Consider the following 15918-nt stretch of genomic DNA (forward strand, 5'->3'; position numbering starts at 1 on the left):
TGGGGAGGTCGTCCTCGGCGAGATATATAGGCGGGGCGCTTCGCGGCGACAAGTATTGATTGGCGCGAATTTCAGCAACAGCCCAAGGATTGGGCGCTTTTGCCGGGGTGGTTGCCCTGGGGTTACAGGTAAAGCGCCCCGCGCATGATCAGGACCGACGCTCCACTGATCTCGACCCGTTCGAAACGCCCGTTTCTCGTCGTCACGTCGAGGTGGATCAGGCTTCGGCGGCCCATTTCGACCCCCTGTTCGACGAGAAGATGCCGTTCGGCTTGGTTGCCTCCCAGCGTGGTGAGGAAGGCGCCGAGAGCGGCCGAGGCGCTGCCGGTTGCGGGGTCTTCCGCGACATTGTCGAAGGGGGCGAACATGCGGGCGCGGACATGGTCGGTGCCAACCCAGGTGTAGAGGAAGGTGGCGCAGTCGCAGTCTTCTGCCGCATGGGCCGTGCGCAGGGCGGTCAGCGGTTCCAGGCGCGCGGCGGCCATGGCGAGTGCCTCCAGATCCTTGACCTCAACCAGAATGAATTTGAGGCCGACGGAGGCGAAGATCGGCGCGTGGCGAGCCGTCTCGATCTGGTCGGGGCGAAGGCCAAGGCAGGCGGCGATTGTCTCCGGCATCACCGTTGCGCCGGTTGTGAGCGGGCCGGGGGCGCGGATCGTGGTGCCTGCCACCGAGCCGTCCGCGTTTCGGCGTACGGAAATTTTCACGAGGCCGGCTTTTTCCTCGAAGCGGATGTGCTCGCCGACCGGTTTGCCGAAGATGCTGGCCGCCGTGGAAAGCACATGGGCCGTGCCGACATTGGGGTGGCCGGCAAAGGGCACCTCTGTCACGGGTGTGAAAATGCGGACTTCCGCCGTGTTGGCTTCGTCCTTTGGCGGTCGCACGAAGGTCGTCTCCGAATAACCGAACTCGGTGGCGATCTGCTGCATGTCAGCATCACTCAAGCCCCGCCCATCGGTGATGACGGCGAGCGGATTGCCGGCGAAACGGTTGTCCGTGAAGACGTCGACGGTGACGAAGGGAATGGTGCGAGAGGCGGTCGGCATGGCGGCTCCAGGAACATGTGCCACCCTAGATAAAACAAAAGCCCGGCGCTCGGCCGGGCTTTCGTGTCCTGATGACAAGTTTGGCGCGCTGCGTTTCCGAGCCTTCACTCGGCAGCGATAGCGCCGACCTTGTTCACGCTTGCCGCATAGATCTGCTCGATGGTCTTGGCGATGCTGGTGTTGAACTCCGCATCGCTCATGGATACGCGCAGCTGTTCGGCGAGCGCGCGCGAGAAGCTGGCGATCATGCCGTGGTTGCGGCTGAGCTTGTCGCAGGCATCGATCGTGCTGTAGCCGCCGGAGAGAGCGACGACGCGGACGACCGCGTTGTGGGCGACCAGCGGTGCGTAGAAATCATCGACCGTCGGGATGGTCAGCTTCAGCATGACCTTTTCGCCCGACGGCAGCTTGTCGAGCTCGGCTGCGATCTCGTCGCGCAGGATCGCTTCGGCTTCCGCCTTGGTCGGGCTCTTGATCGAGACTTCCGGCTCGACGATCGGCACGAGACCCTGGCCGATGATCTGGCGCGCGACTTCGAACTGCTGCTTGACCACGGCGGCGATGCCGGCCTTGTCGGCATGGGCGATCACCGAGCGCATCTTGGTGCCGAAGATACCCTTTTCGCGGCCACGGATCAGCAGCGCATCGAGATCGGGCATCGGCTTCATCAGCTGCACGCCGTTCTGTTCGTCCAGCAGGCCCTTGTCGATCTTGAGGAAGGGCACCACGCCGCGCTTTTCCCAGAGGAAGGTGGGGACGGCCTGGCCGTCGACATCGCCGTCCATGGTGCGCTCGAAGAGGATGGCGCCGATCACCTTGTCGCCGGAGAAGGCGGGTGCCTTCATGATGCGAACGCGCATGGCGTGGATCAGGCGGTACATCTCGTCGTCGCCGTTATAGTCGGTCTCGGAGACGCCGTAGAGACGCAATGCGCCGGGTGTCGAACCCCCACTCTGATCCAGCGCCGCGATGAAGCCGGGCGCCGAGGTGATCTTGTTCAACATTTTCGCGTCCACCATATTTCACTCCTATCCCTGAACATGGCGCCGTCGCGCCGGACTTTTGCTCTTGTGACAGACCGATACGGTCGTCCTGGTCATTCTCTGGCGTTGCGGCCGTTGAAGGCCGTGCTGCCTTCGGCGATAACAGAACTTCCGGGGCGGGAAAATGGTCGGCTAAGCTATTGAAACGATTGAAATCATTTCAATCGTTTGAAAATTCAAAAATGTTTAAAGTCATTTCAAGCGGCATGGAAATTGCTGTGTCCACGGTGTCCGGTCGACTGATTTCACCCGACGGAAGAACCCGTCCGAGGTCACGAGGTTCCGTCCCGGACATGCTAACATCGACGGGCCGGCCGCCCCAAGACATTGAGCATGAAAAAACCGCGTGGCCTGGGACACGCGGTTCATCTTGTTTGCCGTTGATCGGTCGCCGCGATCAGCCCTTGGTGAGGACCGCAACGCCGGGCAGTTCCTTGCCTTCCATCCATTCGAGGAAGGCGCCGCCTGCCGTCGAGACATAGGAGAAGTCGTCAGCGACTTCGGCGTGGTTCAGGGCCGAGACCGTGTCACCGCCGCCGGCGACGGAAACCAGCTTGCCGGCCCTGGTCTGTGCGGCGGCATGTTCGGCGGCCGATACCGTCGCCTTGTCGAAGGGCGCGATTTCGAAGGCGCCGAGCGGGCCGTTCCAGACCAGCGTTGCGGCCTTCTCGATCCAGCCATTGATCAGTTCGACCGACTTTGGGCCGACGTCGAGCATCATGGCATCGGCGGGAATGGCGTTGATGTCGACCGTTTCATTGGCGGCATTTGCCTTGAACTCGCGGGCAACGACGCCGTCGACCGGCAGCACGATCGCGCAGCCGGCGGTCTTGGCGGTTTCCATGATCGCGCGGGCGGTGTCGGCGAGGTCATGCTCGCAGAGCGACTTGCCGACATCGATGCCCTGGGCGGCGATGAAGGTGTTGGCCATGCCGCCGCCGATCACCAGCGCGTCGACCTTGGTCACGAGATTGGACAAGAGGTCGATCTTGGTCGAGACCTTGGCGCCGCCAACGATGGCCACGACCGGGCGCTGCGGCTGACCGAGCCCCTTTTCAAGGGCTTCCAGTTCGGCCTGCATGGTGCGGCCGGCATAGGCGGGCAGGTGGTGTGCGAGGCCCTCGGTCGAGGCATGCGCACGATGCGCGGCCGAGAAGGCGTCGTTGACATAGATGTCGCCGTTCTTCGCGAGTTCGGCGGTGAAGCCGGCATCGTTCTTCTCTTCACCCTTGTGGAAGCGGGTGTTCTCCAGAAGCAGGATGTCGCCGTTGTCCATCTTGGCGATGGCGTCGGCGGCGGGCGCTCCGATGCAGTCCGATGCAAAGGTGACGCGCTGGTCGAGAACCTCTTCCACGGCCGGGGCGATCAGCGACAGCGACTGATCGGCGACCGGTTCTCCCTTGGGGCGGCCGAAATGCGCCAGCAGGATGACCTTGGCACCCTTGTCCGACAATTCCTTGATCGTCGGTGCGACGCGCTCGATGCGGGTCGTGTCGGACACCTTGCCGTCCGTGACGGGCACGTTGAGGTCGACGCGGACAAGCACGCGCTTGCCTGCGATGTCGGTGAGGTCGTCGAGGGTCTTGAAAGCCGGCATGGATCTACCCGTCTTGAATGCTGTTGAATGGGGCTGACGGGCCGGACCTTACACCGCCTATGTGACGGCGCAAGGCGAGGGCCGTCATTTTTCGCTCTGCGAACCGGTCTGCGCAGCCGCGCGTTTCTGGCGCAGGTAATCGCGGAGCGCATGGGCCAGTTCGCGGATATTGAGGAAGATCGGCCAGGTGGTGGCCGGTTCCACCGGCTCCATCGAAACGCCGATCGAGGCGATGTGGCCGTGTTCGTCGATGTCGCGGACGATGAGCACGATGGTGCCGAGGCGCACGCGGTCGGCATAGTCCGCCCGGCCGCCGACACGCTGGGTCATCAGTTCGGCCACGGTCTTGCCGCGTTCGCTTTCGGAGATCGACAGCGGGCCATAGGCCTCGTCCAGGTTCTTGACATGCGTGTTGGGCGCAATCGCGAAGGTGCCGAAAAATTCGCTGTCATCGTCCGCCACTGCGGCCTCCGTCGCGAAGAGCCGGTCGAGGAGCTTCGAATAGCTCGGGGCGATGAACAGATAGACGTGGTCGTTTTCGCGCAGCCGGCCGGCATATTGGTAACGCATGGACTTGCCGTCACGGATGACGAGCGAGGGCATGGCCCAGCGCGGGATGCGCTCGCCGCGCAGCACCGGGCTTCCCTTGACCACGCGGTAGGCGAGAAGCTCGTGGTTGGCCGTGCCGGGCAGGTCCAGCTCCACCTTGTCGATGGCGCCGATGCGCGGTGGAATGATCAGGCCGAGACGCTTGGCCACCGGCTTGATCGTCCAGCCCTGGATGACCAGCGAGACCATCACGACGATGAAGGCGGTGTTGAAGAAGATATGGCCGTCTTCGAGATTGCCGACGATCGGCAGGATGCCGAGCAGGATGGAAACCGCGCCGCGCAGGCCGACCCAGGCGATGAAGCCGGTCTCGCGCTGGGTGAAGTCGAACGGCAGGAGGCAGAGCCAGATCGCCAGCGGCCGGGCGATGAAGATCAGGAACAGTGCCAGCACGACGGCCGGCAACAGAATGCCGAGGAATTGCGACGGGGTCGCGAGCAGGCCCAAGAGCAGGAACATGATGATCTGGGCAAGCCAGGTCATGCCGTCCTGGAAACGGCCGATGGTGATGCTGGAGGGCAGCTTGCGCGAGCCGGCATAGATGCCGGCGACATAGACGGCGAGGAAGCCGCTGCCGCCGATCATGCCGGTGAAGGCAAAGATCATCAGGGCAAGCGCCAGCATGAAGATCGGCGCAAGGCCCCGCTCCACCTGCATGCGCCGCAGGATGAACACGATGACGAAGCCTCCGAGCAGGCCAAGGGCAAGGCCGATGCCCATCTGCTCCAGGAAGAGGAGGAGAATGTCGAGACCGAAGCCGTTCGTGTCGCCACCCTTGGCGATCAGCTCGACAAGGGCGACGGTGAGGAAGATCGCCATCGGGTCGTTGGTGCCGGACTCGACTTCGAGCGAGGAGCGTACGCGGTCGCGGATGTTGATGCCGCCGATGCGCAGCAGAAAGAAGACGGCGGCTGCATCGGTCGAGCCGACGATGGCGCCGAGCAGGAAGGCCTGGAGGAGGCTCAAGCCAAGCAGGAAATGGGCGGCAATGCCGAAGATGGCGGTGGTCAGCAGAACGCCGAGGGTCGCCATCGTGAGCGCGGGGGCGGCGGAGAGACGGAAGGATTGCAGCGAGGTGCCGTAGCCGGAATCGAAGAGGATGACGGCGAGCGCCAGGGAGCCGATGACATAAGCGAGGGGGAAGTTCGAAAATTCGATGCCGAGACCATCGACACCAGCGGCAAGCCCAATGCCGAGGAAAAGCAGCAAGAGCGGGGCGCCGAAGCGGAAAGCGATCAGGCTGGAAAATGCAGCAAGAAGAACGAGCGCGGTCGCGACCAATGTGACGGCATAGAATTCACTCACTCACTGTCCCCTTCCCGATTGCCGCTGGCGCGGCCGTCGCTCACTGCTGCCCTGCGCGGCCTGCGGTTCGCAAACCGTCGAGCGAGCATTGCTCCCGTCGCAAGACGGGTCGGCTATGTATGATGATGCAGGCGTGCCGAACGGCTCTGCACCCTTGGAACAAGATCGTGATGAGAGTGGGGCGAAATTTAAAGTTTTTAATTTCGCCCCACATTTTTTAGGTCAGCGTGGTTCCGCCAACAATCCCTTAATCAGTGCATAGGTCGCCCCAAGCAGGACGATCGCGAAGGGAAGGCCGGTCGATACGGCCATGGCCTGAAGGGCAACCAGGCCGCCGCCGAGCAGAAGTGCGACGGCGACAAGCCCCTCGAAGCTTGCCCAGAAGACACGCTGCGGCATCGGCGCATTGACCTTGCCGCCGGCGGAGATCGTGTCGATGACGAGTGAGCCGGAGTCGGAGGAGGTCACGAAGAAGACGATGACCAGGACGATGCCGACAAAGGAGGTAATCGCTGTCAGTGGCAGATGCGCCAGCATCTCGAACAGCTGCAGTTCAAGGCCTGCATCCTTGACGCTGGTCAGGCCGTCATTGACCACCTGGCTGATGGCGGTGCCGCCCAGTGCCGTCATCCACAGGACGGAGACGAGTGACGGAATCAGGAGGACGGCGGTCAAGAGTTCGCGCACGCTGCGGCCGCGGCTGACGCGGGCGATGAACATGCCGACGAAAGGCGACCAGCTGATCCACCAGGCCCAGTAGAAGGCCGTCCAGCCCTGGACGAAGTTGGTATCGTCCCGGCCGAAGGGGTTCGCGAGGGCGGGCAGGTAGGTGGCATAGGCTTCGAGGTTGAGGAAAAAGCCCTTGAGGATCTGCCAGGTCGGGCCAACCGCGATGACGAAGAGCAGGAGGAGCGCTGCGAGCCCGAGATTGACCTCGGACAGGAGCTTGACGCCCTTGTCCATGCCGGCAACGACCGAGGTGATGGCGATGCCGGTGATGACAAGCACCAGCAGGATCATCATGTTCTCGGTGGCCGGAATGCCGAAGAGGAATTCAAGACCGGCACTTGCCTGCTGGGCGCCGATGCCGAGCGAGGTGGAGAGACCGAAAATCGTCGCGAAGACGGCGAGGATGTCGATGATGTGGCCCGGCCAGCCCCAGACGCGTTCGCCGAAGATCGGATAGAAGATCGAACGCAGGGTGAGTGGCAGGCCCTTGTTGAAGGAGAAGAGGGCAAGCGCCAGGGCAACGATGGCGTAGATCGCCCAGGGATGCAGGCCCCAGTGGAAGATCGTGGCGGCCATGGCGAGGCGGCGTGCCGCTTCGGGGTCGCCGACAGCACCTCCGAGCGGCGCCCAGTCTGTCCGCACGCCGTTTTCAAACACCGGACCGTCGAGTGCTGCAGTCAAGTGGCCGAGCGGTTCGGACACACCGTAGAACATCAGGCCGATGCCCATGCCGGCGGCAAACAGCATGGCGAACCAGGAGAGATTGGAATAATCGGGCGTGGCATCGGGACCGCCGAGGCGAATGCGGCCGAGGGGCGAGACGATCAGCCCGAGGCAGACAAGCACCAGGATGTTGCCGGTGAGCAGGAAGAACCAGTCGAGATTGGCGGTCAGGAAATCCCGGAGGCCGGTGAAGGCCGGTTCAAGGGTCGTCTGGAAGGCCAGTGTCAGGAAGGTGAAGGCGACGATGGAGAGCGCGGACACGCTGAAAACGACATTGTGGATGTCGAGTTCGAAAACCAGCCGTTTCCTGTAGCTGATGTTGTCCTGGCCGATCTCGTAAGGGGTGTCGATGATCTCGGTGTCCCCTTCCGGTGCGGGGATCGCATCCTCTTGAGCAACGACAGTTGGCGTGGTCGCATAAGTCAATGTCTCGGATTCCTTTCGAATTGTCCGGGGTCCCAGATGGGATGGTCCAGAGCGCGGCTCGGATGCCGCCAGGGGTGGCCGCGACGGTCGGGCGTCGCTTTTGTGCCACAATTCGGAAGGCCAACCGCCATGCGGCTGAATTGTTCCATCGCCATGCCGAATTAAATCCTTAGGGCGTTGGATCTGTCTTCGACAAAACGAAAAAGGGCGGGCTCTCGCGAGCCCGCCCCTGAAACGCAGAGATGCGTCGATCTCAGAAGGTCTTCGACAGGGCGACAGCCGTGTCCGACATGCGGTTGGAGAAGCCCCACTCGTTGTCGTACCAGGTCAGGATGCGCACGAAGTTGCCTTCGAGAACCTTGGTCTGGTCGAGCGCGAAGATCGAGGAATGGCTGTCGTGGTTGAAGTCGCGGGAGACCAGCGGCTCGTCGGTGTAGCCGAGGATGCCCTTCAGCGCGCCGTTGGAAGCGGCGATGATGGCGTCGTTGACTTCCTGGACCGTCGTGGCCTTCTTGGCGACGAACTTGAAGTCGACAACCGAGACATTCGGGGTCGGCACGCGGATCGAGGTGCCGTCCAGCTTGCCCTTCAGTTCCGGCAGAACCAGGCCGACGGCCTTGGCGGCGCCTGTCGAGGTCGGGATCATCGAGAGCGCTGCCGCGCGGGCGCGGTAGAGATCCTTGTGCATGGTGTCGAGCGTCGGCTGGTCACCGGTATAGGAGTGGATCGTGGTCATGAAGCCATGATCGATGCCGATCGAGTCGTTCAGGACCTTGACGACCGGAACCAGGCAGTTCGTCGTGCAGGAGGCGTTGGAGATGACCAGGTGGTCCTTGGTCAGCTTGTCGTGGTTGACGCCGAAGACGACGGTAAGATCAGCGCCGTCAGCCGGGGCCGAGACGATCACGCGCTTGGCGCCAGCGGTCAGGTGGGCCGAGGCCTTGTCCTTCGAGGTGAAGATGCCGGTGCATTCCATGGCGATGTCGACGCCAAGTTCCTTGTGCGGAAGGGTCGCCGGATCCTTGATCGCGGTGACCTTGATCGGCTTGCCGCCGCCGACGATGATCGTGTCGCCGTCGACCTTCACATCGGCTGGGAACTTGCCGTGGATCGAATCGTAACGGAGCAGGTGGGCATTGGTCTCGACCGGGCCGAGGTCGTTGATGGCGACGACTTCGATGTCGGTACGGCCGGATTCGACGATGGCGCGCAGAACGTTACGTCCGATACGGCCGAAACCATTGATGGCAACTTTCACAGTCATTGGTGGACTCCCGATTGTATAGTGAGCTCTTGGGCAATGTCAGGGCGTCCGGGGACGCCCTGGCGGGATGGTCGTTAAGCCAGCTTGGCTTCGGCAGCCGCGACGACTGCTTCGGCGGTGATGCCGAAATGCTTGTAGAGGTCCTTGGCCGGGCCGGAGGCGCCGAAGGACTTCATGCCGATGAAGGCACCGGTCGAGCCGATGATCGCGTCCCAGCCCTGGCGGATGCCGGCTTCGACGCCAATCTTCACCGGCGCGTTGCCGATGATGGCTTCCTGGTAGTCGGCATCCTGCTCGAAGAAGAGTTCGAAGCAGGGGACCGAGACGACGCGGGTCGGAACGCCCTTGGCGGCCAGCTGCTGCTGCGCCTTGATGGCGATTTCGACTTCCGAGCCGGACGCGAAGATCGAAACCTTGGCGTCGCTGGCCGAGATCAGCTCATAGGCGCCGTAGGCCGACAGGTTCTTCTCTTCGTATTCGGTCCGGGCCGGGATCAGGTTCTGGCGGGTCAGCGCCAGGCCCGACGGACGGTGCTTTTCCTTGAGCGCAATCTGCCAGCATTCCGCCGTTTCGGTCTCGTCGGCCGGACGGAAGAGGAGCAGGTTCGGGATTGCGCGGAGCGCTGCGAAATGCTCGACCGGCTGGTGGGTCGGGCCGTCTTCGCCAACGCCGATGGAATCATGCGTCCAGACATGCACGACGCGGATGCCCATGAGGGCGGCGAGGCGCACCGACGGACGGCAGTAATCCGAGAAGATCAGGAAGCCGCCGGAGTAAGGAATCAGACCGCCATGCAGCGCAATGCCGTTCATGGCTGCGGCCGTCGCATGTTCGCGAATGCCCCAGTGCATGTAGCGGCCGGAGAAGTCGGTCGGGGTGATCGACTTCATCTGGCTGGTCTTGGTGTTGTTCGACGGCGTCAGGTCGGCCGAGCCGCCGAGGGTTTCCGGCAGGAGGCCGTTGATCACTTCGAGTGCATCTTCCGAAGCCTTGCGGGTGGCAACGGTCGGGTTGTTGGCGGCGATCTTCTGCTTGAAGGCGTCGATCGTCGTGTCGAAGCTGCCCGGCAGGTCACCGGCGAAGCGACGGTTGAACTCGGCGCGCTTCTCGGCGTCAGTCTGGTTCAGGCGTTCTTCCCATTCCTTGCGAACCTTGGTGGCGCGCAGGCCAACCAGGCGCCAGGCGTCCAGCACGTCAGCCGGGACGACGAAGGCTTCGGCTTCCCAGTTGAGCGACTTGCGGGCAGCGGCAATTTCTTCGGCGCCGAGCGGCGAGCCGTGGACCTTGTGCGTGCCCTGCTTGTTCGGGGCGCCGAAACCGATGATGGTCTTGGCGGCGATGAAGGTCGGCTTGTCGGACTTGTGGGCGGCCTCGATGGCGGCTGCGATTTCGTCCGGGTTGTGACCGTCGATCTCGATGGTGTTCCAGTTCGCCGACTTCAGGCGGGCGATCTGGTCGGTCGAGTCCGACAAGGAGACGGCGCCGTCGATCGTGATCTTGTTGTCGTCCCAGAAGACGATGAGCTTGTTGAGCTTCAGATGGCCGGCCAGCGCAATGGCTTCCTGGCTGATGCCTTCCATCAGGCAGCCGTCGCCGACCAGCGCATAGGTGTAATGGCTCTGCAGCTCAGAGCCGAATTCTTCAGACAGCTTGCGTTCGGCAATCGCCATGCCGACGGCATTGGCAATGCCCTGGCCGAGCGGGCCGGTGGTCGTTTCGATGCCGGAGGCATGGCCGTATTCCGGGTGGCCGGCGGTCTTGGCGCCGAGCTGACGGAAGGACTTGATGTCCTCGATCGTCATGTCTTCGTAGCCGGTCAGATAGAGCAGCGCATAGAGAAGCATCGAGCCATGGCCGGCCGAGAGCACGAAGCGGTCGCGATCGGGCCAGAGCGGGTTCTTCGGATCGAACTTCAGATAGCGGCCGAACAGGACCGTGGCGACGTCAGCCGCGCCCAGGGGAAGACCGGGATGGCCGGAATTGGCCTTCTCGACGGCATCCATGGCGAGGAAACGGATCGCGTTCGCCATCCGGTTATGTTTTTCTGGAGAGATCATGGCTAGTCCGCTGGTTCGCAGTGTCAATCACGGCCCTTTCACAGGACCAAATGAGAAGCGAGCGATCCATATCAGGTGCATCGCGCAAGTCAACAAAATGGCCGGGCAGAAGCCTTTTATCGTGCATGATCCCATGGATTTGCCTCTTTCCTGTGCGTTCATCAAAATTGGCTCCGGCAGGGGCATCGCAGTTGGGATAGTCCACAGAATTGGACCCTGCCGAGGGGCCGCGCTTTATTGACGCGCGCCAAGCACGGGGCTTAGTGTCGCCGCTCAAATTACCCGGATTGTCAGGACGATTCGCAAGAAGCGAAGGTGTGGCAACGAGGCAGGGGTCAGGGATGCCGGTGGAAAATTCGGTCGAAGCCGCGCTTGCGGCGCTTCGTCAGGCCGTGGTTGGCCTCGAAAATGCCGTCGACATGCGTTTTGAGGCGGAACGGGAAAGCAGTGAGATCGACGGCGAGGTTCGCCGCGTTCATGCCGATCGTGCCCGCCTTGCCCAGGAACTGGACGAGTCGCAATTTCGGGCGAACAGCCTTGAAGAGGTCAATCGCGAGGTCTCCCGGCGTCTCGTGACGGCGATGGAAACGATCCGGGCCGTGCTCGACCGGTAGGCGGCCGGGTTTCGGCGCCTGCAGACTTGAGATTTGGTGTTGGGCGTCGCCCGCCCGCGTAACGAAGAGTTGGATGGCCGATGGCCCAGGTGACAGTCACGATCGACGGCAAGGCCTATCGCATGGCGTGCGAGGAGGGGCAGGAGCCCCATCTGACAACGCTGGCCGGCCAGTTCGACCGCTATGTCGGCCACCTGAAAAGCCAGTTCGGTGAAATCGGCGATCTCCGGATCACGGTCATGGCCGGTATCATGGTGATGGACGAAATGGCGGATCTGAACCGCCGACTGGCTGCTGCCGAGCGGGAACTGGCCGATCTGCGGGCCGGACGCGAAAGCGTGCTGACCGGTGCGCACCAGCGGGACGAGGCCGTGGCACAGACCTTGGCCGAAGTTGCCGAGCGGCTGAACGGGATCACCCGCAAGCTCACCCAACGGCCGGCGCCGGCCGGACAGGGCAGCTGATCTTCAACATTGTTTGTGATCGCCCCACTGGCGGACCACACGTTTAGCGCCTATATCTGAATTGCGGTCTGCGCCTCACGACAGGAACCACAATCCCTGGGGCCATACTCGATCCAAAGGGAGCTGTCCCTGGCCGGGCCCGTGGGCTCGGACATATGGCGCCCACCTACGTTTGTAGGCACCCAGGATCGTAAACATCCACCGGTTGCCGTGGATCGTACCTCATCTGACACTTCATGCAAAAAGCCGCCGCGATCGCTCGCGACGGCTTTCTTCGTTGGATCTGATCCTTCGATCAGAACTCTTCCCAATTGTCCTGCGAAGCCGCCGTTGCGGTTGACGCACCGCCAAAGGCCTTGGTCAGCTTGCCGACCATGGAGCGGGCCGGCGAGGGCGCCGGGCGGGACTGGCTTTCGGCTGCACGCGGTGCGGCCGGGCGCGGGGCAGGGGCTGCCGGCTGGTAGGACGGGACAGGTGCCTTGACGGCGCGGTGGCCATCCGCCGTCTGGAACTGGCCGATCAAGCCGGCCAGCACGCGAGCGCTGTCAGCGAGGCGGTGCGTGACCGCGGTTGCCTCTTCCACCATGGCCGCGTTCTTCTGGGTGAACTGGTCCATGTGATTGACCGAGCCGTTGATCTCGTTCAGCGCCGTCGACTGCTCGCGGGCGGCTGAGGCAATGGCCGAGATGTGGTCGTTGATCGAGGCGACCTGGCCGGAGATCTCGCCAAGCGCATTGCCGGTCTGCTGGACCAGCGAGACGCCGCCGGCAACCGCTTCCCCCGACTTGTGGATCAGCGCCTTGATGTCCTTGGCGGCATTGGCGGAACGCTGGGCGAGTTCGCGGACTTCCTGGGCAACGACGGCAAATCCCTTGCCGGCTTCACCGGCACGGGCGGCTTCGACGCCGGCGTTCAGCGCCAAGAGGTTTGTCTGGAAGGCGATCTCGTCGATGACGTTGATGATCTTGGAGATCTCGCTCGACGCCTGTTCGATCCGGCTCATCGCGTCGATCGCATCGGAAACGACCTTGCTCGAGCTTTCCGTGCTCTTGCGGGCGACGGCGGCGATCTGGGCTGCCTGGTCGGCCTTGGCGGAGGATCCACGAACGGTTGCGGTGATTTCCTCGAGCGCTGCGGAGGTTTCTTCCAGCGATGCGGCCTGCTGTTCGGTGCGCTTCGACAGATCATCGGTCGCCTGGCGCATTTCGGCGGAGCTCGCCTCGATGCCCGACGTCTCGACTCTAATGTCACCGAGCGTGCTGCTCAACTTCTCGACAGACGCGTTGAAGTCGAGGCGCAGCTTGTCGAGATTGCCGGTGAAGGCCTGGCCGATACGCACCGTGAGATCGCCGTCGCTGAGCTTGTGCAGACACTGGGCCAGCACGTCGACGGCCTGTTCGACGGCCTTGGCGTCCTCGGCCTTGGCGGCTTCGCGTTCCTGACGTTCGCGCTCGCCCTGGGCAACGGCATCGGCTGCCTTGCGCTCGATCTCGATCTTCTGGATGGCGCTTTCGCGGAAGACGTTGATGGAACGGGCAAGAGCACCGATCTCGTTCTTCAGGTCCTGGTCGGGGACCTCGGTTTCCAGCCGGCCGCTGGCGAGCTGATCTGCCACGCCGGTCAGTCGCGGCAGGGCGCCGACGATCTGGCGGACGAAGAGCGCGATCAGGGCTGCCGCGATGACGAGCACGATCAGCGCGGTCGCGCCGATGGCATAGGCCATTTCGGTGGCGATGCTGTTGATGTCGGCCGAGCGGACGCCGGCATAGAGAATGCCGATGACATCGCCTGTCGGCGAGAAGATCGGCTGGTAGATGGTGTAGTAGGGCACGTCGAGGATGACCGCCTCGCCGCGATAGACCTGGCCCTTGGTGGCGAAGGGATAGACGGCGCCCGCCTGGCCGAGGGCCGTGCCGACGGCGCGCTTGCCATCCGGCTTGATGATGTTGGTGGTGCGGCGCCAGAAATCCTTGCTGTCGGGTTCCCAGCCGAAGATCGTCGCGGTCTGGCCGGTCATGCGGCCGATCGTGTCGATCATCGTGTGATCGGTGAATTCCTTCGGAATGGACTCCATCACGATCCGGTCGACATTGCCGTTGGACGCCCAAGTGATCTTGGTGCCGGGCAGGTCACGCTCGATGATCGTGGCCGCCGTGCGCAGGCTGGCATCCTGGCCGCTGATCGCCTGCTCCTGAATGCGCGTGGCGATGCTGCCGGAGATGACCCAGGAGACCGCGCCAAGCGACGCGACCAGGATCATGACTGTCGTGGCGGTGATTGTTTTCGTAATGCCGAAGCGCGAAAAGACCTTCATGCAAATGTATCCTATAAACGTTTGCTTGGGCTAAATTATAACGGCATCAAGTTAATCCTTGGTTTTTCAGGGGATTTGCGAAGTGTCTTGACGAATGACAAAATTGGGGAAAATGCCCTGTTGCCCTCCCCAGATATGGCGGGGCAGCGGCTTTGGAGGTCAAAATGACGGAAAAACGCGCCTTGAAGGCTGCCCTGCGCAAAGAGCGGTTGGCGCTGCGCGATCAGATCACTGAGGCCACCCGTCTGGAGTTCAGCCTTGCCATGGCGGACTTCGCCGGGGAGGCCATTCCGATCGATCCCGGCATGACGGTGTCAGGCTTTTTTCCGATCCGCTCCGAGGCCGATATCCGACCGCTGATGGCGCGGCTGAAGGCACGCGGTGCGCGGCTCTGCCTGCCTGTCGTCATGGACAGGGAAACGATCGTCTTTCGTGAACTGGTGACCGGTGCCGAACTGGTCGATACGGGGTTTGGCACACGCGGTCCGGGGCCGGAGGCGGCCGTGCTCGATCCCGATCTTCTGCTCGTGCCGCTCTCCGCCTTTGATGCGAAAGGCAACCGGATCGGCTACGGCGCCGGTCACTATGACCGTGCAATTGCGCGTTTGCGGGAAAAAGGGCGCAATCCGCGGCTGATCGGCATTGCATTCGACTGTCAGGAGGTGGCAGAAGTGCCCGATGAAGCGCATGACGTCCGGCTTGAGGCTGTTCTGACGGAAAGTGGCCTCAGAACATTCATGGAGTGATTGGACGAATGCGACTTCTGTTTCTCGGCGATATGGTGGGCAAGACCGGACGGACGGCTGTTTGGGAGCGCCTGCCGGGCCTGATCTCCGATCTGAAACTGGATTTCGTCATCGTCAACGGCGAAAATGCCGCCGGCGGTTTCGGCATCACCGAGGACATCTATCTCGAGACGATCAATGCCGGTGCCGATGTGGTGACGACGGGCAATCACGTCTGGGACCAGAAGGAGGCCGTCTCCTTCTGTACGCGGCACGACCAGTTCCTGCGCCCGGCCAACTATCCGGCCGGCACGCCCGGCAAGGGCTCGGGGCTTTTCTATGCCCGCAATGGCGCGCGTGTTCTCGTTGCCAACATCATGGGCCGCGTCTTCATGCATCCGGAACTCGACGATCCCTTCAAGTCGGCGGAGACGATCCTGGCGGCCTGCCCGCTGAAGGAACAGGCTGATGTCATCGTCTTCGATTTCCACGCGGAAGCGACGAGCGAGAAGCAGTGTTTCGGCCATTTCGTCGACGGGCGCGCCAGCTTCGTCGTCGGGACCCATACCCATGTGCCGACCGCCGACCATCAGATCCTGAACGGCGGTACGGCCTATATGTCGGATGCCGGCATGTGCGGCGACTACGACTCCTCGCTCGGCATGGAGAAGGAAGAGCCGCTCAACCGCTTCATCTCGAAGATGCCGAAGGGTCGCTTCGAGGCGGCGAGTGGCCCGGCGACCATCTGCGGTGTCGGGGTCGAGATTTCGGATGCGACAGGGCTTGCCGAAAAGATCGCGCCGCTCAGGATCGGGCTGCGGCTGGCGGAGACGATTCCGGAGTTCTGGGCGTGACGGTTTGGGATGGTTCTCGGGCGCGGTTCGGGCACTGGCCTTGTCGGTAAAGAAGTGGGGGCGATGAGGTGAGGTTTGGCTGCTATGCTGTCTTTATCTTGATCCCTCTATGGGGTGTTCCGGACATTCCATTCTCGGTTAGGTTTAT

At 62.7% G+C, this 15918-nt stretch carries 12 protein-coding genes and 1 other RNA gene; 5 read left to right on the forward strand and 8 right to left on the reverse strand.

Translation table 11 applies throughout. The features are described 5' to 3' along the window. Positions 1-122: 122 nt before the first annotated feature. The 7 genes from DFO46_RS02795 to tkt all read right to left on the reverse strand — a co-directional run bounded on the left by DFO46_RS02795 (position 123) and on the right by tkt (position 10799). Positions 123-1046 carry a PhzF family phenazine biosynthesis protein gene (locus DFO46_RS02795; protein WP_120276259.1) on the reverse strand — a complete coding sequence of 308 codons (924 nt, stop codon included), beginning with the start codon at positions 1044-1046 and terminating at the stop codon, positions 123-125. 104 nt (positions 1047-1150) lie between these two features. Continuing rightward, a complete protein-coding gene (locus tag DFO46_RS02800) occupies positions 1151-2065 on the reverse strand; it encodes a fructose bisphosphate aldolase (RefSeq protein ID WP_120276260.1) in 915 nt (304 codons plus the stop codon). Positions 2066-2486: 421 nt separating this feature from the next. Next, positions 2487-3686, reverse strand: coding sequence for a phosphoglycerate kinase (locus DFO46_RS02805; RefSeq protein ID WP_120276261.1), 1200 nt, complete (start codon positions 3684-3686; stop codon positions 2487-2489). An 84-nt stretch (positions 3687-3770) separates the two neighbouring features. Beyond that, positions 3771-5600, reverse strand: coding sequence for a potassium/proton antiporter (locus DFO46_RS02810; protein ID WP_110791720.1), 1830 nt, complete (start codon positions 5598-5600; stop codon positions 3771-3773). A gap of 222 nt (positions 5601-5822) precedes the next feature. After that, positions 5823-7478, reverse strand: coding sequence for a BCCT family transporter (locus DFO46_RS02815; protein ID WP_120276262.1), 1656 nt, complete (start codon positions 7476-7478; stop codon positions 5823-5825). 253 nt (positions 7479-7731) lie between these two features. Further along, positions 7732-8742 carry a type I glyceraldehyde-3-phosphate dehydrogenase gene (gap, locus tag DFO46_RS02820; RefSeq protein ID WP_110791722.1) on the reverse strand — a complete coding sequence of 337 codons (1011 nt, stop codon included), beginning with the start codon at positions 8740-8742 and terminating at the stop codon, positions 7732-7734. Between the two features lie 74 nt (positions 8743-8816). After that, positions 8817-10799 carry a transketolase gene (gene tkt, locus DFO46_RS02825; protein WP_120276263.1) on the reverse strand — a complete coding sequence of 661 codons (1983 nt, stop codon included), beginning with the start codon at positions 10797-10799 and terminating at the stop codon, positions 8817-8819. 341 nt (positions 10800-11140) lie between these two features. Here tkt and DFO46_RS02835 point away from each other — a divergent pair, with 341 nt between their 5' ends. From DFO46_RS02835 to ssrS, 3 genes are all read left to right on the forward strand, one after another. Further along, the gene (locus tag DFO46_RS02835; RefSeq protein WP_110791727.1) at positions 11141-11413 is read left to right on the forward strand and encodes a DUF4164 domain-containing protein; all 273 of its coding nucleotides are present in this window, start codon (positions 11141-11143) and stop codon (positions 11411-11413) included. Positions 11414-11493: 80 nt separating this feature from the next. Next, complete coding sequence (locus tag DFO46_RS02840) at positions 11494-11877, forward strand: cell division protein ZapA (protein WP_110791728.1); 384 nt, start codon at positions 11494-11496, stop codon at positions 11875-11877. 62 nt (positions 11878-11939) lie between these two features. Beyond that, positions 11940-12098, forward strand: a non-coding RNA gene (ssrS, locus tag DFO46_RS02845) — 6S RNA. 74 nt (positions 12099-12172) lie between these two features. Here ssrS and DFO46_RS02850 read toward each other — a convergent pair. Beyond that, on the reverse strand, positions 12173-14191 hold the full coding sequence (locus tag DFO46_RS02850; RefSeq protein WP_120276264.1) for a methyl-accepting chemotaxis protein: 2019 nt from the start codon (positions 14189-14191) through the stop codon (positions 12173-12175). Between the two features lie 164 nt (positions 14192-14355). Between DFO46_RS02850 and DFO46_RS02855 the strand changes: the two genes are divergently transcribed. After that, positions 14356-14937 (forward strand): 5-formyltetrahydrofolate cyclo-ligase, encoded by a 582-nt coding sequence (locus DFO46_RS02855; RefSeq protein WP_110791732.1) that lies wholly within the window; start codon positions 14356-14358, stop codon positions 14935-14937. A gap of 8 nt (positions 14938-14945) precedes the next feature. Beyond that, positions 14946-15770, forward strand: a complete 825-nt coding sequence (locus DFO46_RS02860; protein ID WP_120276265.1) for a TIGR00282 family metallophosphoesterase — start codon at positions 14946-14948, stop codon at positions 15768-15770. Positions 15771-15918 lie beyond the last annotated feature (148 nt).

The organism is Rhizobium sp. AG855 (assembly GCF_003610655.1).
GTDB lineage: Bacteria > Pseudomonadota > Alphaproteobacteria > Rhizobiales > Rhizobiaceae > Allorhizobium > Allorhizobium wuzhouense.